The sequence below is a fragment of the Achromobacter sp. NPDC008082 genome (assembly GCF_042957345.1).
Classification (GTDB): domain Bacteria; phylum Pseudomonadota; class Gammaproteobacteria; order Burkholderiales; family Burkholderiaceae_B; genus Achromobacter; species Achromobacter kerstersii_A.
The window spans coordinates 343,979-365,145 of the sequence record NZ_JBIBIB010000001.1 but is presented as its reverse complement, the minus strand read 5'-3'; the positions used below and the strand labels follow the sequence as shown (position 1 = coordinate 365,145).

21 protein-coding genes are annotated in these 21,167 nt (G+C 64.3%); 12 read left to right on the top strand and 9 right to left on the bottom strand.

What is annotated here, in order from left to right; all coding sequences use genetic code 11:
• Window positions 1-15 precede the first annotated feature (15 nt).
• The 5 genes from ACFZAI_RS01685 (at window position 16) to proB (ending at window position 4,159) form a co-directional block, all read left to right on the top strand.
• The gene (locus ACFZAI_RS01685; protein WP_391565288.1) at window positions 16-774 is read left to right on the top strand and encodes an IclR family transcriptional regulator; all 759 of its coding nucleotides are present in this window, start codon (window positions 16-18) and stop codon (window positions 772-774) included.
• Between the two features lie 277 nt (window positions 775-1,051).
• Window positions 1,052-1,363, top strand: a complete 312-nt coding sequence (rplU, locus tag ACFZAI_RS01680; RefSeq protein ID WP_006216228.1) for a 50S ribosomal protein L21 — start codon at window positions 1,052-1,054, stop codon at window positions 1,361-1,363.
• Between the two features lie 34 nt (window positions 1,364-1,397).
• On the top strand, window positions 1,398-1,658 hold the full coding sequence (gene rpmA, locus ACFZAI_RS01675; RefSeq protein ID WP_050445798.1) for a 50S ribosomal protein L27: 261 nt from the start codon (window positions 1,398-1,400) through the stop codon (window positions 1,656-1,658).
• 172 nt (window positions 1,659-1,830) lie between these two features.
• Window positions 1,831-2,967 (top strand): GTPase ObgE, encoded by a 1,137-nt coding sequence (obgE, locus tag ACFZAI_RS01670; protein WP_391565287.1) that lies wholly within the window; start codon window positions 1,831-1,833, stop codon window positions 2,965-2,967.
• 55 nt (window positions 2,968-3,022) lie between these two features.
• Window positions 3,023-4,159: a glutamate 5-kinase gene (proB, locus tag ACFZAI_RS01665; protein WP_391565285.1), complete on the top strand. Its 1,137-nt coding sequence runs from the start codon at window positions 3,023-3,025 to the stop codon at window positions 4,157-4,159.
• On the opposite strand, the gene ACFZAI_RS01660 is transcribed toward proB, so the two are convergent.
• Window positions 4,085-4,900: a transcriptional regulator gene (locus ACFZAI_RS01660; protein ID WP_391565284.1), complete on the bottom strand. Its 816-nt coding sequence runs from the start codon at window positions 4,898-4,900 to the stop codon at window positions 4,085-4,087. The two genes, proB and ACFZAI_RS01660, sit on opposite strands and share 75 nt — an antisense overlap.
• A gap of 35 nt (window positions 4,901-4,935) precedes the next feature.
• Between ACFZAI_RS01660 and ACFZAI_RS01655 the strand changes: the two genes are divergently transcribed.
• A complete protein-coding gene (locus ACFZAI_RS01655) occupies window positions 4,936-5,364 on the top strand; it encodes a helix-turn-helix domain-containing protein (RefSeq protein WP_391565283.1) in 429 nt (142 codons plus the stop codon).
• 76 nt (window positions 5,365-5,440) lie between these two features.
• Window positions 5,441-6,538 carry a M14 family metallopeptidase gene (locus tag ACFZAI_RS01650; RefSeq protein ID WP_391565282.1) on the top strand — a complete coding sequence of 366 codons (1,098 nt, stop codon included), beginning with the start codon at window positions 5,441-5,443 and terminating at the stop codon, window positions 6,536-6,538.
• A 73-nt stretch (window positions 6,539-6,611) separates the two neighbouring features.
• Here ACFZAI_RS01650 and ACFZAI_RS01645 read toward each other — a convergent pair whose 3' ends face one another.
• Window positions 6,612-7,169, bottom strand: coding sequence for a preprotein translocase subunit SecD (locus ACFZAI_RS01645; protein ID WP_391565281.1), 558 nt, complete (start codon window positions 7,167-7,169; stop codon window positions 6,612-6,614).
• 413 nt (window positions 7,170-7,582) lie between these two features.
• Between ACFZAI_RS01645 and thiC the strand changes: the two genes are divergently transcribed.
• Window positions 7,583-9,496 (top strand): phosphomethylpyrimidine synthase ThiC, encoded by a 1,914-nt coding sequence (thiC, locus tag ACFZAI_RS01640; protein WP_391565280.1) that lies wholly within the window; start codon window positions 7,583-7,585, stop codon window positions 9,494-9,496.
• An 811-nt stretch (window positions 9,497-10,307) separates the two neighbouring features.
• Here the strand turns inward: thiC and ACFZAI_RS01635 are convergent.
• From ACFZAI_RS01635 to gpmA, 7 genes are all read right to left on the bottom strand, one after another.
• The gene (locus tag ACFZAI_RS01635) at window positions 10,308-11,720 is read right to left on the bottom strand and encodes an FAD-binding oxidoreductase (protein ID WP_391565279.1); all 1,413 of its coding nucleotides are present in this window, start codon (window positions 11,718-11,720) and stop codon (window positions 10,308-10,310) included.
• Window positions 11,717-12,436, bottom strand: a complete 720-nt coding sequence (locus tag ACFZAI_RS01630) for a FadR/GntR family transcriptional regulator (protein ID WP_391565278.1) — start codon at window positions 12,434-12,436, stop codon at window positions 11,717-11,719. Before ACFZAI_RS01630 ends, ACFZAI_RS01635 begins: the two co-directional genes overlap by 4 nt.
• Before the next feature lie 120 nt (window positions 12,437-12,556).
• On the bottom strand, window positions 12,557-13,753 hold the full coding sequence (locus ACFZAI_RS01625) for a diguanylate cyclase (RefSeq protein ID WP_391565277.1): 1,197 nt from the start codon (window positions 13,751-13,753) through the stop codon (window positions 12,557-12,559).
• 140 nt (window positions 13,754-13,893) lie between these two features.
• Window positions 13,894-14,649, bottom strand: a complete 756-nt coding sequence (locus ACFZAI_RS01620) for a HesA/MoeB/ThiF family protein (protein WP_391565276.1) — start codon at window positions 14,647-14,649, stop codon at window positions 13,894-13,896.
• On the bottom strand, window positions 14,646-16,091 hold the full coding sequence (locus ACFZAI_RS01615) for a S41 family peptidase (RefSeq protein ID WP_391565275.1): 1,446 nt from the start codon (window positions 16,089-16,091) through the stop codon (window positions 14,646-14,648). The genes ACFZAI_RS01620 and ACFZAI_RS01615 overlap by 4 nt, the downstream gene beginning before the upstream one ends.
• Window positions 16,092-16,159: 68 nt before the next feature.
• A complete protein-coding gene (locus ACFZAI_RS01610) occupies window positions 16,160-17,782 on the bottom strand; it encodes a peptidoglycan DD-metalloendopeptidase family protein (RefSeq protein ID WP_391565274.1) in 1,623 nt (540 codons plus the stop codon).
• 7 nt (window positions 17,783-17,789) lie between these two features.
• The gene (gene gpmA / locus ACFZAI_RS01605) at window positions 17,790-18,542 is read right to left on the bottom strand and encodes a 2,3-diphosphoglycerate-dependent phosphoglycerate mutase (RefSeq protein WP_391565273.1); all 753 of its coding nucleotides are present in this window, start codon (window positions 18,540-18,542) and stop codon (window positions 17,790-17,792) included.
• Between the two features lie 184 nt (window positions 18,543-18,726).
• Between gpmA and ACFZAI_RS01600 the strand changes: the two genes are divergently transcribed.
• Genes ACFZAI_RS01600 through ACFZAI_RS01585 form a run of 4 tightly spaced genes read left to right on the top strand, consistent with a single transcriptional unit; the run spans window position 18,727 to window position 21,133 of the window.
• Complete coding sequence (locus ACFZAI_RS01600) at window positions 18,727-19,149, top strand: rhodanese-like domain-containing protein (RefSeq protein ID WP_054420614.1); 423 nt, start codon at window positions 18,727-18,729, stop codon at window positions 19,147-19,149.
• Window positions 19,150-19,192: 43 nt separating this feature from the next.
• Window positions 19,193-19,450 (top strand): glutaredoxin 3, encoded by a 258-nt coding sequence (gene grxC, locus ACFZAI_RS01595; protein ID WP_054420615.1) that lies wholly within the window; start codon window positions 19,193-19,195, stop codon window positions 19,448-19,450.
• A 39-nt stretch (window positions 19,451-19,489) separates the two neighbouring features.
• On the top strand, window positions 19,490-20,032 hold the full coding sequence (gene secB / locus ACFZAI_RS01590; protein WP_054420616.1) for a protein-export chaperone SecB: 543 nt from the start codon (window positions 19,490-19,492) through the stop codon (window positions 20,030-20,032).
• A gap of 15 nt (window positions 20,033-20,047) precedes the next feature.
• A complete protein-coding gene (locus ACFZAI_RS01585) occupies window positions 20,048-21,133 on the top strand; it encodes an NAD(P)H-dependent glycerol-3-phosphate dehydrogenase (protein WP_391565272.1) in 1,086 nt (361 codons plus the stop codon).
• Window positions 21,134-21,167 lie beyond the last annotated feature (34 nt).

Below are 21,167 nucleotides of genomic sequence, written 5' to 3'. Positions count from 1 at the left end.
GGACAAAAGACATCGATGGCCACTGAATACGACGTCCCCGCCATTCGCCGCGCCCACGACATCCTGCGTGTGCTCGCCAACCGCCGCACCCCGGTAAAGGCAGCCGAACTGGGCCAGGCCTGCCAACTTGCAAAAAGCACGCTCTACCTGCTGCTGGACTGCCTGGAGCACCGCCGCTGGATCGAACGCAAGGACGGCGGCTACATCATCGGCCTCGAATTGATGGCGCTGGGCTTCGCCTATCTGCGCCACGACGGCCTGCAAGCCGCGTTTCATGAAGCCGCCAGCGCGTTCGTGGCCCGCCACAACGAAGTCGTGCAACTGGCCGTGCTGGACGGGTTCGACGTGGTCTATATCGCCCGCGAAGACGCGCGCCGCCCGGTGCGGCTGGTGTCTGAGCTGGGCATGCGGCTGCCGGCCCACGCCTGCGCGCTGGGCAAGGCGCTGTTGGCCCACCTGCAACCGGACGAACTGGCCGCCTGTGTGCCGGATGAATTGCCGCGCGTCACCGACCGCACGCTCACCACCCGCCATGCGCTGTACCAGGAGCTGGATCTTGTCCGGCAGATGGGGTTGGGACAAGACCTGGAAGAAGTGGCGACGGGTCTTGTCTGTTACGCCGCCTATGTGGGCGAGACGCCGCTGGGCAAGCGGGTGGCGGTCAGCACGTCGATCCCCACCGACCGGCTGGACGACGCCCATCGGCGCGACGTGATGGAAGGCATCCGCCAGGTGGCGCACGACATCGCACGACGGGTTGTTCCCCCGGCGTGAAGCGTGCGCGCCACACCTAAGCCCTTACCCTGCAACGGCTTTTTGACTTTTGAAAAGCCTCGCGCTAATATCCCGGATTCGGTCAGCAATGCCCGAATTACGTCGGTTGTTTGCGTAACCCGTCTGGAAGCTGTGCGGTAAAGCGCCAGGGTCCTTTCCTTCTTGCCAGTCTTCTGGCGCCAAGACAGGAATGCGATCTTTCCAGAAACGGACATCCCGCCCAGCAGGGTTGGGGCCCCGCGCAAATAAACCCATTTACCTATTTAAGGAACACCCCATGTACGCGGTCGTAAAAACCGGTGGCAAGCAGTATCGCGTTGCCGCTGGCGAAAAACTCAAGATAGAACAGATACCGGCAGACATTGGGCAAGAAATCACCCTGGACCAAGTGCTGTCCGTGGGCGAAGGCGACCAACTGAAAGTTGGCACGCCCCTCGTCTCCGGCGCTGTGGTCAAGGCAACGGTTCTTGCGCAAGGCCGCCACGACAAGGTCAAGATCTTCAAGATGCGCCGTCGCAAGCACTATCAGAAGCGTCAGGGCCACCGTCAGAACTACACCGAAATCCGCATCGAAGCCATCACGGCTTAAGACGCGACTCGGTACCACTTAGCAGGAGCTAAACATGGCACAGAAAAAGGGCGGCGGCTCTACGCGAAACGGACGCGACTCAGAATCAAAGCGTCTGGGCGTCAAGACTTTCGGCGGTGAACTGATTCCCGCTGGTTCGATCATCGTGCGTCAGCGCGGTACGCGCTTCCACGCTGGCGTGAACGTCGGCATGGGCAAGGACCACACCCTGTACGCGCTGATCGACGGCAAGGTTCAATTCGGCTTCAAGGGCGCATTGAACAAGCAAACCGTTTCGATCGTCGCTGCCGAGTAATCGGACAAGCACGGTCAGTGCAACGCGGTTTACCGCGTTGCCGGACGGCAAAAGCCCTGTCGCATGCGGCAGGGCTTTTTTGTTTTAAGGCAATTGGCGAGTAAGCTTTCCAATGCCTCCTGGCGGCGCCCCCTGGGCGACTGCCCCATTACCCACTACACGCGCAAACACCATGAAATTCGTAGACGAAGCCACCATTGAAGTGGTCGCCGGTAAAGGCGGCAATGGCGTGGCGAGCTTTCGCCGCGAAAAGTTCATCCCCAAAGGCGGCCCGGACGGCGGCGACGGCGGACGCGGCGGCACCATCTATGCAGTGGCCGATCGCAACATCAACACGCTGATCGACTTCCGCTACGCACGCCTGCACCGCGCCAAGGGCGGTGAGAACGGCCGCGGCTCTGACCAATACGGCGCAGCCGCCCCCGACATCACCTTGCGCGTGCCCGTGGGCACGGTCATCCATGACGCCGAAACCGGCGAAGTCCTGTTCGACATGGACACGCATGACCAGAAAGTCGTGCTGGCCGCCGGCGGCCAGGGCGGCATGGGCAACATCCACTTCAAATCCAGCTTGAACCGCGCGCCCCGCCAGTGGACGCCCGGCAAGGAAGGCGAACACCGCTACCTGCGCATGGAATTGAAGGTGCTGGCGGACGTGGGCCTGCTGGGCCTGCCGAATGCCGGCAAATCGACGCTGATCACCCGCATCTCGAATGCGAAGCCGAAGATCGCCGACTACCCGTTCACCACGCTGCACCCGAACCTGGGCGTCGTGCGCACGTCGCCGTCGCGCAGCTTCGTCGTGGCCGACATTCCCGGCCTGATAGAAGGCGCGTCCGAAGGCGCGGGCCTGGGTCACTTGTTCCTGCGTCACCTGGCGCGCACCCGCGTGCTGCTGCACCTGGTTGACGTGTCCACGCCCGACCCCGACGCCGATCCGGTCGAGCAAGCCGTCGTCGACGCGCGCGCCATCGTTGAAGAACTGCGCCGCTACGACCCGGAACTGGCTGAAAAGCCGCGCTGGCTGGTGCTGAACAAGCTGGACATGGTGCCGGACCCCGAAGACACCAAGCGCCGCTTCCTGGAGCTGTATGACTGGAAGGGCCCGGTGTTCGCCATTTCCGGCCTGACCGGCGAAGGCACGCAAGACCTGCTGTACGCGCTGCAAGACTACCTGGACGCCGAGCGCGAAAAGGAACACCTGTCGCGCGACCAGGCCGAAGGCACCTATGTGGCGCCGGACCCGCGCTTTGACGACACGCGCTCGGATGCCGACAAGCCCGCCGCGCCGCGCGCAAGCGACGAATAAGCCATAATCGCAGTCCTTACGATTACGTCTTTTCTCGCCGCAGCCGGCGCCCAACATGTCTGCTGAAACACCCGCCGTTTCCGTCGTCACCAACGCCCAGCGTCTTGTCGCCAAAGTCGGCTCGTCGCTGGTCACCAACGAAGGCCGTGGCCTGGACCGCGCCGCCGTGGCGCACTGGGCCGCACAGATCGCCGCCCTGCATAAGCAGGGCAAGCAGATCGTGCTGGTCTCCAGCGGCGCCATTGCCGAAGGCATGGCGCGGCTGGGCTGGCGCAAGCGCCCGTCCGTCATGCACGAACTGCAAGCCGCCGCGGCCGTGGGCCAGATGGGCCTGTGCCAGGCCTATGAAGCGGCTTTCGCTGAATACGGCCTGCGCACCGCGCAGATTCTGCTCACCCACGAAGACCTGGCTGACCGCCACCGCTACCTGAACGCCCGCAGCACGTTGTTTGCGCTGCTGCGTTTGGGCGTCGTGCCGATCGTGAATGAAAATGACACGGTTGTCACCGATGAAATCCGGCTGGGCGACAACGACACGCTCGGCGCGCTCGTCACCAACCTGATCGAAGCCGACACGCTGATCATCCTGACCGATCAGCGCGGCCTGTACGAAGCCGACCCCCGCAAAAACCCCGACGCCAAGTTCATGTCGCACGCGCAAGCAGGCGACCCGGCGCTGGAAGCCATGGCGGGCGGCGCAGGCAGCGGCATTGGCACCGGCGGCATGCTAACCAAGGTGCTGGCCGCTAAACGCGCGGCGCACAGCGGCGCGCACACCATCATCGCCTCGGGCCGTGAACGCAATGTACTGACGCGTCTTGCGCAAGGCGAATGCATCGGCAGCGAACTGCGCGCCGTGCTGCCGGTATGGTCGGCCCGCAAACAATGGTTGGCTGACCACCTGCGTCTTCGTGGCCGCGTTGTGCTGGATGACGGCGCGGTGCAAGCCTTGCTGCGCGAAGGCAAGAGCCTCTTGCCGATCGGCGTGACCGAGGTCGAAGGCGAGTTCGGCCGCGGCGACGTCGTGGCCTGCGTGGATAGCCAGGGACGCGAATGCGCCCGCGGCCTGATCAACTATTCGTCTGCGGATACCCGGCGCATCCTGCGCCAGCCGTCTTCACAGATCGCCCGCATTCTGGGCAGCATGACCGAACCCGAGCTCATGCATCGGGACAACCTCGTCGTGCTCTGAGCCCGCGCTGGCCACGGCGGGCGTGTGCTGCAGCAGAATGTAGCCCCACCCCCGCACGGCCAGCACCGGCAGTTCGATATCAAAGCGGCGCGCCTTGCTGCGCAGCCGCGACACCAGCACATCGACGCTACGCGCGCCCTCTTGCGGATTACGCGGAAAGAAGCGATCACGACGCAGGCATTGGCCCGGCGCGCGCAACAAACGGACAAAAAAAGCACGTTCAGTCAGCGTCAGTGGCAGACGCTCGCCATCGGGGCCGGACAACACCCGTTCATGCAAGCGCCATGCCGGGCCATCGGTGGCGGGCGGCAACATGCGGCGGCGCAGATTGCGCAGCAACGCATCCCACTCCAGCGCCTCCATGCGGGCTGAACTATAGGCATCCACGCCCGCCTCCAGCGCCTCGACACGCTCGCGCGCTGACGCAGCCGGCGCCTGCCATACGACGGCCGCATCAGGCGCCGCGCGGCGCAGCGCCGCAATCAGCTTCGGCACCCCTTCCGCCTGCCCACGCAACACCATTGCGTCGACATCTTGCGTGCGTAACCGATCTAATAGCTCATCCGGCGATTCACACGCGCTGACCTGCCATTGAAATTCTCGCAAGGCCGCGACAAAATTATTGCTCGCCATTTCATCAAGTTGCACGACGAACACATAGCCCCGTTCAAGCATGTGACCGCGCCTCCCAAAACTATCACTCAGGTAATGCTTATAACCACCAAAGTAAATCCTGAGCAAGCTTCAATCGACGCGTGAAGACATTTTCAGACCGATTGAAGCAAGCCCGTCTTCTGCGTGGTCACACGCAGAAGACGCTCGCTCGTCTCGCGCGAATCTCGCAAAGTGCAATCGCCAGTTACGAAAACGGCCTTCGGCACTCCAGCCGATCGACCCGTAAGCTCGCGCAGATTCTGAAGATTGAGCTTGAATGGCTGGAGACAGGTAAGGGTCCCATGGAATTGCCCATGGAAGGCTACGACCTGTCTGATACTTTGCCTGCGGCTGGCATTGCCGAGACCATGCCACGCGTGGCCCGGCGCCCTCGCCCCCAAGCGCCCTGGCCGTTTCCCAACATTGCGCCGTCGCAATTCGACGGCTTGACCCCCGATGACCGCGCCATGCTCGAAGCATTGACGCAAACCTTTATTGAAACGGCGCAGGCGCGCCGCACCGTCAAACCGCGCGGCCGCAAGATCGGCTGATTTCCCCGGCAGCGCGAGTCAGCTCAAGACCCCGCGCGCGCAATCGGCGCGCGGCGACTTGCAGGAATCGTGAGCCATGGACTTGAGCAGCTTTTCAAGCCAGTACCCAGAAGCGCGCAGCAAGTTCCTGGACGCGTGCGCCGACCGCGGTCTGGCCGTGCAACACCACATCCATCCCCTGCCCGGCCGCCACGGCGAGACACTCGCGCTGGATGTTGCGCGCCAGGGTGCGGCCGACGCGCCCAACCTGCTCGTCATCAGCAGCGGCTGCCATGGCATCGAAGGCTATTGCGGGTCCGCCGTGCAAACTGCGCTGCTGCGCGACACACGCTGGCATGCGCAATGCGCGCGCGACGATCTGGCCGTGCTCTACCTGCATGCGCTGAACCCCTATGGTTTCTCATGGGACCGCCGCGCCACGCACGAAAACGTGGACCTGAACCGCAACTTTCGCGACTTCTCGCAACCGCTGGAAAACGACCGCCACTACCTTGCGATTGCGTCGCTGCTTGTGCCTGATGGCGATCAGCCGCCGGGTCTGGGCAGTGAATTGAGCTTGGCGTGGCGCGCGCTGCGCCATGGCCGCAGCGCCCTGCAAGCGGCGGTGTCAGGCGGCCAGCAGGTTGACCCCAACGGGCTGTTCTACGCGGGCCGCGCGCCCACCTGGAGCCACCTGACGCTGCGCGCCATCTTGCGCGAACACGGCCGGCGCTGCGCCCGCATGGCGTGGATTGATGTGCACACCGGCCTGGGCGCGCAAGGCGTTGCGGAGTGCATCTATCAAGGCACGCCTGCCGGCCCCGAATCATTGGCGCGAGCACGGCGCTGGTGGGGTCCTGGCGTGACCAGCGCGGAAGAAGGCAGCTCAACGTCCTGCGAACTGGCCGGCACCTTGGACATCGCCGCGATGGAAGAATGTCCGCAAGCCGAATACAACGGGCTGACGCTGGAATACGGCACGCTGCCTGGCCTGAAAGTCTTGAATGCGCTGCGCGCCGAACAATGGCTACACAACCATCCCGAGGCCTCGGCCGATTTACACCATCGCATCAAGCGCGATCTGCGCGCGGCGTTCTATATCGAAACGGATGCGTGGAAACGCGATGTGCTGATTCAAGCGCGCCGCGTCATGGACGCATCGTTGGCGGGCCTGGCCACGCCGCTATCCGCCTGAAGATTTGCATTGCGCGCGCGCAAAAAAATATCCGCGCCGAGGGGCGCGGATATTTAATTGAAGCGTGTCGCGATCAGGGCTTCGGAGCGGGGGCCGGTGCGCCGTTGGCCGGGGCCGGCGCGGCATCGCCACGAATCTTGGCGGCGATTTCAGAAGCGGCTTGAGCCGAAGCCACACCAAAAGCCAGCACGCCACGGTTCAGCGGTTCGGCGATGCTCGGGGCAGCGACCAGTTCCTGATCAATCACCAGCGCCAGGCGCTTGCCGACGTTCTTGGTGCTGACTTCGGTCAGCTTGCGAGCGCCCGATTCCGAGAAACGCAGACCCACGAAGTTCTGGCCTTGACGATCAACCAGCGCAGCGGCGTCAGTCAGATCGGCGCGCGTCAGCACGGGCATTTCCTGCATGTAGAGCTTGCCATCGGGCAGCGAGATTTCACGCATGCCGGGGGCCGGTTGTTGTTGCGCCAGGTAGAAGTCCACCGACGATGCGGTGGCCGGCTGCGTCGATTGCTGGGTGGCATCGGGCGTGGCCGCGGCGCCGGGCGCCTTTGTCGGGGCGGTCTTGCAACCCGCCAGCGCCAACGTCACAACAACGAGAGCGGGCGCCAATTTGCGTAGGGTCAGTTGCATGCTCGATTCCTTCTTCTTAAGTTAACTATGCCCGGCGAGTCGATAGCCCGCCAGGCGTTTGGTTGGAAAAAAGTGTACAGAACCTGCATGACCGTGTCGCCGCAGACTGAATCCAAATGTAAAGCAGTAATACCAGCTCTGGATGACAAGCACTTAAAGAATGGCTTCATGCATGTTGATCATGGCTGGCGCAACGCAACATCGCATCGTTGAAGCGACTGGCCCGCCAGGCTCTATACTTCGCTTTCGCGCAGGGGTACTCGTCCCGCCTTTTCGGCTGGACGTGTTGAGAGAGTCCCTTCGTACCAGTACGGATAATGCCGATGCTGGGAGCCGTATTTCCGCCACGTGTCCCCGCACGCGTGGCGGAAGTCCATTCCCAATCGGCTCCAACCAATCGCTTGGAGCTTTCCATGAATGCCAATCCCAAATTCCTGGCCGCCACCGCCGAAGTCGACGCGGCGGCCGTCGCACCGCTGCCCAAATCGCGCCGCGTGTATGAGACGGGCTCGCGCCCCGACATCCGCGTGCCGTTTCGGGAAATCGAGCAGGACGACACGCCGACCATGTTCGGCGGGGAAAAGAATCCGCCCCTGACGGTCTACGACTGCAGCGGCCCCTACACCGACCCCGACGCCAAGATCGACATTCGCCGCGGCCTGCCCGAGCTGCGCCGCGGCTGGATCGAAGAGCGCGGCGACACGGAAGTGCTGTCGGGTCCCACCAGTGACTATGGCAAAGAACGCCTGACCGATCCCAAGCTGACGGCGATGCGCTTTGACCTGCAACGCCCGCCGCGCCGCGCCAAGGCCGGCGCGAACGTGTCGCAGATGCACTATGCGCGCCGCGGCATCATCACGCCCGAAATGGAATTCGTGGCCATCCGCGAAAGCCTGCGCCGCGAGCACTATCTGCAAACGCTGCGAGACAGCGGCCCCGACGGCGAAAAGATGGTGAAGCGCCTGCTGCGCCAGCACCCCGGCCAATCGTTCGGCGCGGCCATCCCCGCCGCCATCACGCCGGAATTCGTGCGCGACGAGATCGCGCGCGGCCGCGCCATCATTCCCGCCAACATCAACCACCCCGAAGTGGAACCGATGGCCATTGGCCGCAACTTCCTGGTGAAGATCAACGCCAACATCGGCAACTCGGCCGTGAGCTCGGGCATTGGCGAAGAAGTCGAAAAGATGACGTGGGCGATCCGCTGGGGCGGCGACACGGTGATGGACTTGTCCACCGGCAAGCACATCCACGAGACGCGCGAATGGATCATCCGCAACTCACCCGTGCCGATTGGAACGGTGCCGATATACCAGGCGCTGGAAAAGGTGGATGGCAAGGCCGAAGACCTGACGTGGGAAATTTTCCGCGACACGCTGATCGAACAGGCCGAACAGGGCGTGGACTACTTCACGATCCATGCCGGCGTGCGCCTGCCTTTCATCCCGATGACGGCCGACCGCATGACGGGCATCGTGTCGCGCGGCGGCTCGATCATGGCGAAGTGGTGCCTGGCGCATCACAAGGAAAGCTTCCTGTACGAGCGCTTCGAAGAAATCTGCGAAATCATGAAGGCGTACGACGTCAGCTTCTCGCTGGGTGACGGCTTGCGTCCGGGCTCGGGCTATGACGCTAACGACGAAGCGCAATTCGCCGAGCTGAAGACGCTGGGCGAGCTGACGCAGGTGGCGTGGAAGCATGATGTGCAGGTCATGATCGAAGGCCCGGGCCATGTGCCGATGCAGATGATCAAGGAAAACATGGAGCTGCAGCTGGAACATTGCCACGAGGCGCCGTTCTATACGCTGGGCCCCCTGACCACCGATATCGCACCGGGCTACGACCACATCACCTCCGGCATCGGCGCCGCGCTGATCGGCTGGTACGGCACGGCGATGCTCTGTTATGTGACGCCGAAAGAGCACTTGGGCCTGCCGAACAAGAAAGACGTGAAGGACGGGATCATCACGTACAAGATCGCAGCGCACGCGGCCGACCTGGCCAAAGGCCACCCGGGCGCGGCGATTCGCGACAACGCGCTGTCAAAAGCGCGATTCGAGTTCCGCTGGGATGACCAGTTCAACCTGGGACTGGACCCGGACACTGCGAAGGAATTCCACGACGAGACCCTGCCGAAAGACTCGATGAAGGTGGCGCATTTCTGCTCGATGTGCGGACCGCATTTTTGCAGCATGAAGATCACGCAGGACGTGCGGGATTACGCGGCGGCACAGGGCGTGAGTGAGAAGGACGCCTTGCAGAAGGGCATGCAGGAGAAGTCGGTGGAGTTTGTTCGAAAAGGGGCTGAGGTTTATCACCGGCAGTGAGGGTCGGGTGAGTGCTGTGGGGTGAAGGCTGTGGGGTGAAGGCTGTGGGGTGAAGGCTGTGGGGTGAAGGCTGTTGGGAGTCTTGGGTTCTTTAGACGTCCGGTGTGGCGGGGGCCTGGGGTGGGCGGGGCAACGATTGCGGTCCGGAGCCTTCGCTCCGGACGGTCCCTTCGTCATCTTCGTCACCCGCCGTTGGCGGGTTCCTTCAGATTCCCTCGGGCTTATCGACGCCCCGCCCACCCCAGGCCCCCGCCACACCGGACTCGTTCAGCGGCAATCTCTCGGCCGCTGGGGAGAACGGTGTGCTTAGGGTTCTTCTCCACGGCGAGGGAGTGGAGAAGTATCTTGCGGGGCCCGCCCCCGGCCGGCCGCGCGGGCGGCCTTGGGGGGCTTACACGTCGTCTTACGTCGTGTCAGGGTTCGCTTCGCGTGTGGGTGCGGCGGGACCATTAGAAAACGACTCCCCGCATTCGCGAAAGCGGCTATCGCGCAAACGCCCACCACCGCGTATGCCGAGTAAGGCCGCCCGCGCGGCCGGCACTCGGCGGGCCCCGCAGCACTCGTCACTAAGGCACTCCCTAGCAGCGCATCAGGCCAAGACGCTGGCAGCCCGTCGGCGCGGTGGCCCTGACTGCGCGCAACCTCGATGCGCCCGAGGGAATCTGAAGGAACCCGCCGAAGGCGGGTGACGAAGATGACGAGGGGGAAGTCCGGAGCGAAGGCTCCGGACCGCAATCGTGGGCGCGCGCAGTCAGGGCCACTGCGACGACGGGCGACCTACGAAGATCCACGACCGCCCCAAAAATACCGCCTACAACAACTTCCCAGGATTCATAATCCCCGCCGGGTCCATCACCTTCTTGATCTCCCGCATCAATCTCAACTCCACGGCATCCTTGCTATGCAGGAAATGCTCGCGCTTGAGCTGCCCGATCCCGTGTTCCGCTGAAATACTCCCGCCATAGCGATTCACTTCGTCCAGCACCGCATCGGTAATCGCCGCGCCATGCACGGCGACCCAGTCGCGTGCCGCACCTGCCGGGCGGGACAGGTTGTAGTGCAGGTTGCCGTCGCCGAAGTGGCCGAAGATGAAGGGGCGGATATCTGGGAACAGCGCGCGCACGCGTGCTTCCGCCGACACCATGAAATCCGGAATGCGTTCAATCGGCAGCGACACATCGTGCTTCAGATGCGGGCCGTCGGCGCGTTGGGCTTCCGAGATTTCTTCGCGCAACTTCCACAACGTCTGCAACTGCGACAACGACGCCGACACCGCCGCGTCCAGGCACAGGCCGCGTTCCAGCGCCGTGCCGATCACGGTTTCCAGCAACGTGGTCAAACCCGCTTCGTCCGCCGTATCGGCCAGCTCGACCAACACATACGCGGGGTAGCGTTGATCAAACGGTTCCTGCACGCCCTCGGCATGCGTCAGCACCAGGTCCAGGCAATCGCCCGAGAAATACTCGAACGCCTGCAAACGCGCGCCGCATTGTTCGAACAGAATCTCGAACAACTGCAACGCCTGCGCCGGTGACTCGACCGCCGTCAGCACCACGGAGCGGACATCGGTGCGCGGAAACAAGCGCAGCGCCACGGCGGTGATCACGCCCAGCGTGCCTTCGGAGCCGATCAGCAACTGCTTCAGGTCGTAGCCCGTGTTGTCCTTGCGCAGCGTGCGCAGGCCGTTGAAGATTTCGCCCGTGGGCAGCACGGCTTCCAGACCCAGCACCAATTCGCGCGCCATGCCGTAACGCACCACGTTCACGCCGCCGGCATTCGTGGCGACGTTACCGCCGATCTGGCTGGAGTCTTCCGCCGCCAGGCTCAAGGGCAACAAGCGCCCGGCGTCCTGCGCCGCGCGGCGCAGGTTGCCAAGGATGGCGCCGGCTTCGGCCACCATCGTGTTGGCGACCGTGTCGATCGAGCGCACGGCGTTCATGCGGTCCAGGCTCAGCACGACGTTCTTCGTTCCGCTGTCTGGCGTCGCGCCGCCGCACAAACCCGTATTGCCACCGCGCGGCACCACCGGCACGCCCTCTTGCTGGCACAAGGCCAGGCAGGCGGCGACTTCTGCGGTGTTGCGCGGGCGCACCACGGCTTGCGCGTGGCCGTTGTACAGGCCGCGCCAATCGGACAGCCACGGCGTGATGTCCGCCTCGGCGGTGTAGACGGTGTCAGGGCCCAGGGCTTGGGTGAGGCGTTGCGTGAAATCGGATGCGCTCATGATGTCTGCGTGGCTGCGGGAAAGAGGGAATCAAGTTGCAGGCGGCTGGCCGCCTGCTGCAAATGGCGCACCGCCGCCTGGCGGGCTCGTTCGGGATTACGTGCGCGAATCGCTTCAAAGACCGCGACGTGCTCTTGGTGCACGGCCGCCGTCAGGCCATCTTGCAGCCGGCTGTTGGACCGGGCGGTGCTGACGGCCAGCCGCAGTTGCAGGTTCAGGTACTGCAACAGGTCTTGATAGCTGCGGTTGTGCGTGGCGGTGGCAATGGCGACGTGGAACGCGATGTCGTGTTCCACGCCCTGCTCGGGATGTTCAAGATGGGCCTCAAGGTCCGCCAGCGCCTGCGCCATGGCGCTAAGGTCTTCGGCGTTGCGCCGCACGGCGGCGAGCGCGGCCGCACCGCCTTCGAGTTCCATCCGCAGTTCGTAGACGTCGGCCAGCTTGTTGCGGTCAACGGCGAGGCCGCTGGACACCTGAAACCCTTGAGCGCCCGTGCGGGATATCACGGTGCTGCCCGAGCCTTGGCGGCTTTGGATCAGCCCTTGGGCGCGCAGGCGTTCGGTCACTTCGCGGATCACGGCGGCGCTGACGCCGTACTGCTCGGCCAGGACGCGGCCGGGGGGGAGTTTGACGCCCACGGCATGCACGCCATCGGCGATATCCGTGGCGATCTGGCGGGCGACCTGTTCGGTCAGGGTGAGGCTCTTGGTCAGCATGGGCGGATTATAGGCCAGCTTTTCAGGTTATCTGATAACTTTGGATGAAAATTCGGATTCAATAACGTTGCCGGATCGCGCCAGGCATTGCTTGATCGCGTCAGGCGCTCCTTGATCGCGTCAGGCGGTCGCCGGTTCGCCGTTGCCGCGGGCCATCGCCGCGTCTTCGGCTTCGCTGTCCCCCACGATTTCGCAGCAGCGGCCGCCGCGCGCCTTGGCGCGATACAGCGCCGCGTCGGCCAGGTCCAACGCCGCTTGCGGGCTGCGATGGGCGCCCGAAATGATCGAGATGCCGATCGACAAGCCCACGCAGACGCGCGTGCCGTCCGCCAAAGCGATAGGCTGCGAAGCGTCACGCAGCAAGTGTTCGCCAAGCCGCAATGCGGCCGTGGCGTCGATGCCCGTCACCAGCACGATGAATTCGTCGCCGCCGATTCGGGCCGCCACGTCATCCACGCGCAGCATGGCGCGCATGCGCTGGGCGGTGGTCGTCAGCACCTGATCGCCCGCGGCATGGCCGTAGGTATCGTTGATGCGCTTGAAGTCGTCCATGTCCACGTACAGCAGCGCGGCATCACTGTCGTGCTCGCGCTCGCTGGCGCAGACCCGTTCCAGCGCCGCCTGCAGGCCGGTGCGGTTGGCCAGGCCCGTCAGGGCATCTTCGCTGGCGCGGCGTTCGCTAGCGCGTTCGGCCAGCATGGTCGACACCAGAATGCGGTTCAGCCGATGCGAGGCGATGCTCATGCTGGCCAGGTAGAACGGAATCTGCACGAAGACGATGGCAGTGACGTATTCGCCGGTGAACAAGGCGCCCAGACACATCGGCCCCAGGCTCAGGAAAATCATCGCGCCAACCAGCCGTGGCGCGCCGTAATTGCGAAAGCAGATGCCACCGGCCATCGCTCCGCAGGACACGCCAGCCAGGGTCGCGGCCAGCCAGTCGCCATTGATGAACGTAATGAAAACGCCGTAGCCCACGCTGAACGCCCACAGCAGGGCCAGCAGAATGTAGATGTCGGTATGGGTATTGCCGCCCTTGGGCGCGGCGCGTAGCGCAGACCGCAGAATGGTGACGCGGACGATGGCCAGCACCACTTCCAGCACCAGCCAGGAAATATAGAGGGGCTCGGGCCGGCGCCAGGCGACCACGCCGGAAATCATCAAGGTGTTGATCACGCCGCCGGCAAAAATGGGCAGCGTGCCGAACAGGCTGGCGATCAGCGCAGCGCGGATATCAGCGGGCGTGTCCTGACCAGCATGCGTCAGCCAGCGCGTCAGGCGCCACTTAGGCAAGCTGAATTTCAGTCCTGTATCCACACCGTCACGTCCAAAGCCATCACCCGAATTCTGTAGGCTGGAGGGCGTTATAGCAGGTATTTCAAGGCTTTAACATTGTCCGGCGGGGCAATTCGGCCACGAGATGAGGCGAAACAACAAACGGCGCGGGTGGCGCCTGCCTAGCGCCCGCGGTGTCCGCAGACCTCGCATTCCGGGTCGCGCTGCACATTGACGCTGCGCCATTGCATGGTGCGCACGTCCAGCCACAACAAGCGGCCCGACAGGCTTTCCCCAATGCCAGACAGCAATTTCAGCGCCTCGGCGGCCTGCATGCTGCCGATGATGCCGACCACCGGCGCAAACACGCCCATCGTGGCGCAATTGGCTTCCTCGACGTCGTCGGCTTCCGGGAACAGGCAGTGATAGCAGGGCGCGTTGTCGTCGCGCAGGTCGTACACGCTGACCTGCCCGTCAAAGCGGATGGCCGCACCGGAAACAAGCGGCTTGCGGTGTTGCACGCAGGCGCGGTTGATGGCGTGGCGGGTGGTGAAGTTGTCGGTGCAGTCCAGCACCAGGTCCGCTGCCGCGACGGCGTCGGAAAGCGCCTGGTCTTTCAGGCGCTCGACACGGGCGTGGACCTGCGCTTGCGGGTTGAACGCCGCCAGCATGTCGCGCCCGGACTCGGCCTTGGGCCGGCCGACGCTGGCCGTGGTGTGCAGGATTTGGCGTTGCAGGTTGCTGAGTTCGACGATGTCGTCGTCAGCGAGCGTGATGTCGCCCACGCCGGCCGTGGCCAGGTAGAGCGCAGCGGGTGAACCGAGTCCACCCGCCCCCACGATGAGCACACGCGCCGCCAGCAGTTTTTCCTGCCCTTCGATTCCTAGCTCGTCCAGCAGGATGTGGCGGGCGTAGCGCAGCAGTTGCTCGTCGTTCATTTGTCCTTGCTGGGCTCGACTCCGGTCGGCGTGATCTTCATGCGCGTTGCCGTACCGCCGCCCGGCTTGGCGTCAGCCTTGGCCTGAGCGCGCGCCGAACCCTTCTGCACCGGCTTGCCGGCCAGCACGTTCAGCGCTTGTTGCAGCTGGAAGTCGTCCTTGCCGCCGAATTCGAACACCTTGGCCGGCAAGTCCACGTTGTCTTGCGCCGAGTTGGACTTCACCTCGTTGGCGGTCTCGGGGTTGGACAGGTGGCGTTGCAGGTCGGCTTCGCGCGGCAGGCGGAACAAGTCGCCATCTGCCGTATCGGCCACGACGAAGTCGGGTTCGATACCGGTGGCCTGGATGGAACGGCCGCTGGGCGTGAAGTAGCGCGAGGTGGTCAGCTTGACCGCGGTCGATTCCGACAACGGCAGGATGACTTGCACCGAGCCCTTGCCGAACGTGCGGTTGCCCAGCACCTTGGCGCGCTTGTGGTCTTGCAAGGCACCCGCCACGATCTCGGAAGCCGAAGCCGAACCCACGTTCACCAGCACCACCATCGGCACGGTCTTGGTCCAGGCCGGCAGGCCCGACAGGTAGTTGCTTTCACCGCGAGCGTATTCCGACGGCGTGGCCAGATACTTGTGGCGGGCGTCAGGCGTACGGCCATCGGTGGACACCACCAGGGCGTCAGGCGGCAGGAACGCGCCGGACACGCCGATGGCGCTGGTCAACAGGCCGCCCGGGTCGTTGCGCAGGTCAAGCACCAGACCCTTGGGCGCTTCCTTCGCGCCAAGGTCCTTCAATTGCTTGGCCAGATCAGCGCCGGTCTTTTCCTGGAACTGCGCGACGCGGACGTAGCCAATGCCGTTGTCCAGCATCTTGCTGCGCACGCTGCGAACCTTGATGACGTCGCGAACGATCTTCAGCACGATGGGCTGGGGACGGTCGGCGCGCATGATGGTCAGCGTGATCGGCGACTTGGGCGCGCCACGCATGAGCTTCACGGCGTCGTTCAGCGTCATGCCCTTGGTGGGCGTGTCGTCGATCTTGATGATGAGGTCACCGGCCATCACGCCAGCGCGCGCGGCGGGCGTGTCTTCGATCGGCGAAATCACTTTGACGAAGCCGTCTTCCGCGCCGACCTCGATACCCAGGCCGCCGAACTCGCCTTGCGTAGCCGTCTGCATTTCGCGGAACGCGTCGGCATCCAGATAGGCGGAGTGGGGGTCAAGGTTGGAGACCATGCCAGAGATGGCATTGTCGATCAGGGTCTTGTCATCGACCGCTTCGACGTAGTTGTTCTTGATGGCCGCGAACACGTTGCTCAGTTGCCTGAGCTCGTCCAAAGGCAAGGGACTGCCGCGCTGGGCAACGGCTGTTACCCCTACGCTAAGCAATACGCCAGCCACCGCACCGATGGCAATCAGACCGAAACCGCGAAACTTGCGAGTGCCCATGCACACTTCCCGAATTTTGTTTTCGCCGATGGGGGTTTGGTAATTTACCAACGACTTTACCTACCAACCTATTGGGCCAGCCACTGGGCCGGGTCCACAGGAGCGCCACGATGGCGAATTTCAAAGTATAGGCCGGATTCCACTTGGCCGCCGGTTGCCCCTACCGTAGCAATAGTATCGCCACCTGTCACCGAATCCCCCACCCGTTTGAGCAGACTTTGGTTGTAAGCATAGACCGTCAGGTATTGCTGGCCATGATCCACAATGATGAGGTTGCCAAAACCCCGCAGCCATTCGGCGTAGACCACGGTGCCGGGGGCCACCACTTTGACAGGCGTGCCTTCCGGCGCGCGCAGCACCACGCCCCGCCAAACGCCGCCATCCGGGCGGTCAACCCCGAAACGGCCTTGCACCTGGCCGCGCACCGGCATGGCCAGGCCATGCTTCAAGCCGCTGCCGCCGCCGACCGCAGGCGCGGCGCGGCTGGCCTGCTGAGCCGATGCACTGCGGGTTGGAGTGGTTTCTGCCTCGGCGGGTTCCGCTTTGGGTTCCGCTTTTTTGGGCGGTTCCGCGGGTTTTTCGGCAGCCGCGGGCGGTGTTTGCACCGGATCGGTCAAACGTGTGTGTTTCTGTTCAGCTGGGCGTAATCCGGCGGCGTCGGGATCAGCCACGGCGACCGGCCCGCGATTCTGCCGCGACGCCGCTTCGACTTGCTCACGCGCCTGCGCGGCATCGCGAGCATCGCGGGCGTCCCGCGCATCGCGATCGCGGCGGGCGGCGGCTTCGGCGGCCAGCTTGCGGTCGGCCTCGGCCTTCTTGCGGGCTTCGTCGGCGCGGCGTTCGGCCTCGGCGCGCTTCTTCGCCTCTTCGGCGGCGCGGCGGGCTTCTTCCACGCGGCGGGCCTCTTCCGCCTTCTTGCGCGCTTCCTCGGCCTTGCGGGCCTCTTCGATCTGCTTGGCGATGGCCGCGTCCAGATCGGTGATCAGGCGCGACAGGCGCTGATCATCGCGGCCCAGCTTGTTGGCCTCGGCGCGCTGAGCGGCAATCTGCCCTTCCAGCTGCGCGAGCAAGGTGGCGCGCTCTTTCTGCTGGCCGACCAGCGCGGTCTTCTGCTCTGAAGTTTCGGCCACGACTTTTTCAATTTCCGCACGCCGGGCATCCGCACGCGTCTGCAATGCGGCCAGGCGTTCGATGTCTTCGCGCAAGGCCTGCACCGCGTGGGCGCGGGCCTGCGACACGTAATCCAGGTAACCCAGATTGCGGCCCAGCACTTGGGGATCGTCACCCGACAGCAGCGCCGTCCAGGGCGACAGCCCGCTGGTGTACTGGGTGCGCAATTGTTCGGCCAGTTCCGTGCGGCGTTTGGCCAGCACGGTTTCCTGTACACCGATCTGCTTTTCCAGACCGGTCAGGTCCGCCTGCGCCTGGCGGTTGGCCTCGGCCAGCTCCCGCAGGCGCAGGTTGATCTTGGAGATGGCCGATTCCGATTGCTTCAACGCATCGGCGGCTTCCTTGCGCGCGGCCTCGCGGCCATCGATATCCTTTTGCAGGTTTTCGATGCGGTCGCGCAAGGCGGCCTGCTGACGCTCAGCGTCGGACTGGCGTCCGGCAAGGTCGTTGGGCGCGGCGCGAGCCGACAACGCTCCGCCGGTCAACATGACCGCCAACAACACCCCTGCCGTGCGACGCATAGAAATATCAGTCCTTCTTAGCCTTGCCTTGGGCTGCGACCGCAGCCATGGCCGCCTCGATCTCGGCGGCGTCGCCCAGATAATAGTGGCGGATCGGGCGCAGGTCATCATCCAATTCGTAGACCAGCGGCTGGCCGGTCGGAATGTTCAGGTTGACGATGTCGTCGTCCGACACATTGTCCAGGTGCTTGATCAGGGCGCGCAGGCTGTTGCCGTGGGCGGCGACCAGCACCTTGCGGCCGGCGCGGATGGCCGGGGCGATCGATTCGTTCCAGAACGGCAGCACGCGGGCCACGGTGTCTTTCAGGCACTCGGTGGCGGGCAGCTGGTCAGCCGGGATCTTGGCGTAGCGGGTGTCGAAACGCGGGTGGCGTTCGTCGTCCAGCGACAGCGGTTCCGGGGCGATGGCGTAGGCGCGGCGCCAGATCAGGACTTGCTCGTCGCCATACTTAGCGGCGGTTTCGGCCTTGTTCAAGCCTTGCAGCGCGCCGTAGTGGCGTTCGTTCAGGCGCCAGTTCACGCCGATCGGGGTGTACATGGCGTCCATGGCGTCCAGCGCGATCCACAGGGTGCGGATGGCGCGCTTGAGCAGCGACGAATAGGCCAGATCGAAGGTGTAGCCCTCTTTCTTCAGCAATTCGCCCGCCTTGCGGGCCTGTTCGCGGCCGGTTTCGGTCAGGTCGACGTCGGTCCAGCCGGTGAAACGGTTTTCCAGATTCCACTGGCTTTCGCCGTGGCGCATCAGAACAAGTTTATGCATGGTTTGGCACGCTTTCCGCGCGGGTTAAAGTTAAAGGATGGTTAAAGAATGCGCTCATTTTATAATTGAGTGATTTTGCCCTTGATTTAGCCCCGGCGCACCCGTCCATTTCCCTGGCGCGGCCACCCGGATTTCATCTCGGGTTCGCCGTTACCAGGCTCGTCGCCACCCTTCAGGATGCCCCGTGGATCTTTTGCAATTCTTGCTCGATAAAAACAACGTCTTCATCGTCGGCGTGGCCGTGATCTCTGGCGTGATGCTGGCGATTCCAGCCTTGCGAAAGGGCCGCTCCGGCTCGGCCGTCAGCACTGGCGAAGCCATTCAGATGGTCAACCAGCGCAACGCCGTCTGGGTTGACGTGCGCCCCGCCGAACAGTTCCAGGCCGGCCACATCGCCCAGGCCCGCAACGTGCCGGCCGCCGATCTCGAACAAAAGGCCGCGTCGCTGCCCAAGAACAAGCCGCTGGTTGTCGTGTGCGACAACGGCCGTGACTCGGCCCGCGCCGCCGCCAAGCTGCGCGCCCAGGGCTTTGCCGACGTGGTGCCGCTGGACGGCGGCATGCGCGCCTGGTCGGCCGCCAGCCTGCCGGTTACCCAGAAGGGCTGAGCGCGGCTCGCCCCCTTTTCATCTTGAATCCTCAGGAGCGCCTATGAATAAAGTTGTCATGTACAGCAAGGACTATTGTCCTTATTGCGCACGCGCCAAGGCTCTGCTTGAGCAACGCGGCGTGAGTGACCTGGAAATCATCCAGATCGACCGGGACCCGTCCCAGCGCGATGTCATGATCGAACGTACCGGCCGACGCACCGTGCCGCAAATCTTCATTGGCGATACCCATGTCGGCGGTTGCGACGACTTGATGGCCCTGGATCGCTCGGGCGGCCTTGCCCCCTTGCTGAACGGCTAATCGCCTTACCTTTGCCCCCTCCCACCAACGGAAACACTCATGGCTGATCAAGACCAAAACACCCAGCAAGAAGGCGGCAACGACGCGCCCTCGTTCAATCTGCAACGCGTCTACCTGAAAGACCTTTCGCTGGAAATGCCGAACGCGCCCCACGTCTTCCTGGAGCAAGAAGCGCCCCAGGTTGAAGTGAGCATCACCGTGGGCGGCCAGCGCCTGGCCGAAACCGTGTTCGAAACCACGGTCACCGTCACCGTCACGACCCGCATCAACGACAAGGTCGTGTACCTGGTTGAAGGCACGCAAGCCGGCATCTTCGAAGCGGCCAACATCCCCGAAGAGCAGCTTGATCCGCTGCTGGGCATTGTTTGCCCGACGATGCTGTACCCGTACCTGCGCGCCAACATCGCCGATGCGATCACCCGCACCTCGATGCCGCCGCTGCACCTGACCGAAGTCAACTTCCAAGCCCTGTACGAACAGCGCCTGGCCGAGTTGCAACAGCAGCAGCAAGGCGCCGCCAACGGCAATGGCAACGGCAGCGACTCGGGCATCATCCTGCCCGCCAGCGCCACCCGCCAGTAAGCACGCCGCGCCCCGATGAACCATCCCACCGAGCCGCGCTTGCGCGTTGCTGTTCTGGGTGCGGGAAGTTGGGGCACCGCGTTGGCGGCGGCCTCCAGCCGCCGCCACGCCACCACGCTTTGGGCGCGCGACGCCGCGCAGGCTGCCGCCATGGCCGCCACGCATGAAAACGCGCGCTATCTGCCGGGCATCTCTCTGCCCAAGTCCCTGAATTTTTCCTCTGATCTCGACGCCACGCTGCGCAGCCTGCAAGACGAGGGCGCACGCCGCCTGATCGTGCTGGGCGTCCCCGTGGCCGGGCTGACCGCCATTTGCGGCGAACTGTCGCACCGGCTGCCCGCCTTGGGATTGCAGGACACCCCTATCGTCTGGACGTGCAAGGGCTTTGAAGCCGACACGGCCAGGCTGCCCCACGAAATCATGCGCCAGGCTCTGCCTGACGCCATCGGCGGCGCCTTGTCTGGCCCGTCATTTGCGCGCGAAGTGGCCCAAGGCCTGCCAGTTGCGCTGACGGTCGCCAGCACTAGCACCGCGTTGCGGGAAGCCACGACATCCGCGTTTCACGGCGCCGCGCTGCGCGTCTACGCCAGCGCGGATCTGGTTGGCGTGGAAGTGGGCGGCGCGCTGAAGAACGTGATTGCGGTTGCCTGTGGCATCGGCGACGGGCTGGCGCTGGGCACCAACGCCCGCGCCGCGCTGATCACCCGCGGCCTGGCCGAAATGACCCGCTTTGGCGTTGCGCTGGGCGCACGCGCCAGCACCTTCGCCGGCCTGACGGGCCTGGGCGACCTGGTGCTGACCGCCACGGGCGAACTGTCGCGCAATCGCCGCGTGGGCCTGGGAATTGGCGCCGGCCGCAAGCTGGCCGATATTCTGGCCAGCGGCATCACCGCCGAAGGCGTGCGCTGCGCCCGCGCCGCGCGCGACCGCGCCCGCGCCATCAACGTCGAATTGCCCATCACCGAAGCCGTCTGCGCCGTGCTGTTTGACGGCGTCGCCCCCATGACCGCGGTGTCCGCCCTGCTTGCGCGCGACCCGCGCGACGAAAGCGCGGACGCCAGCGGCCCGCTGGACGACGAATCGCTGGGCGGCCACCTCTGATTTCACCCTAACAACAAGACACCCGCCCCCCTTT

Bases quoted from the DNA above. Each gene is read 5' to 3' on its own strand.
- ACFZAI_RS01685 (WP_391565288.1), top strand. From the start codon at position 16: ATGGCCACTGAATACGACGTCCCCGCCATTCGCCGCGCCCACGACATC.
- rplU (WP_006216228.1), top strand. From the start codon at position 1,052: ATGTACGCGGTCGTAAAAACCGGTGGCAAGCAGTATCGCGTTGCCGCT.
- rpmA (WP_050445798.1), top strand. From the start codon at position 1,398: ATGGCACAGAAAAAGGGCGGCGGCTCTACGCGAAACGGACGCGACTCA.
- obgE (WP_391565287.1), top strand. From the start codon at position 1,831: ATGAAATTCGTAGACGAAGCCACCATTGAAGTGGTCGCCGGTAAAGGC.
- proB (WP_391565285.1), top strand. From the start codon at position 3,023: ATGTCTGCTGAAACACCCGCCGTTTCCGTCGTCACCAACGCCCAGCGT.
- ACFZAI_RS01650 (WP_391565282.1), top strand. From the start codon at position 5,441: ATGGACTTGAGCAGCTTTTCAAGCCAGTACCCAGAAGCGCGCAGCAAG.
- ACFZAI_RS01645 (WP_391565281.1), bottom strand. From the start codon at position 7,169: ATGCAACTGACCCTACGCAAATTGGCGCCCGCTCTCGTTGTTGTGACG.
- thiC (WP_391565280.1), top strand. From the start codon at position 7,583: ATGAATGCCAATCCCAAATTCCTGGCCGCCACCGCCGAAGTCGACGCG.
- ACFZAI_RS01635 (WP_391565279.1), bottom strand. From the start codon at position 11,720: ATGAGCGCATCCGATTTCACGCAACGCCTCACCCAAGCCCTGGGCCCT.
- ACFZAI_RS01630 (WP_391565278.1), bottom strand. From the start codon at position 12,436: ATGCTGACCAAGAGCCTCACCCTGACCGAACAGGTCGCCCGCCAGATC.
- ACFZAI_RS01620 (WP_391565276.1), bottom strand. From the start codon at position 14,649: ATGAACGACGAGCAACTGCTGCGCTACGCCCGCCACATCCTGCTGGAC.
- ACFZAI_RS01615 (WP_391565275.1), bottom strand. From the start codon at position 16,091: ATGGGCACTCGCAAGTTTCGCGGTTTCGGTCTGATTGCCATCGGTGCG.
- ACFZAI_RS01610 (WP_391565274.1), bottom strand. From the start codon at position 17,782: ATGCGTCGCACGGCAGGGGTGTTGTTGGCGGTCATGTTGACCGGCGGA.
- gpmA (WP_391565273.1), bottom strand. From the start codon at position 18,542: ATGCATAAACTTGTTCTGATGCGCCACGGCGAAAGCCAGTGGAATCTG.
- grxC (WP_054420615.1), top strand. From the start codon at position 19,193: ATGAATAAAGTTGTCATGTACAGCAAGGACTATTGTCCTTATTGCGCA.
- secB (WP_054420616.1), top strand. From the start codon at position 19,490: ATGGCTGATCAAGACCAAAACACCCAGCAAGAAGGCGGCAACGACGCG.
- ACFZAI_RS01585 (WP_391565272.1), top strand. From the start codon at position 20,048: ATGAACCATCCCACCGAGCCGCGCTTGCGCGTTGCTGTTCTGGGTGCG.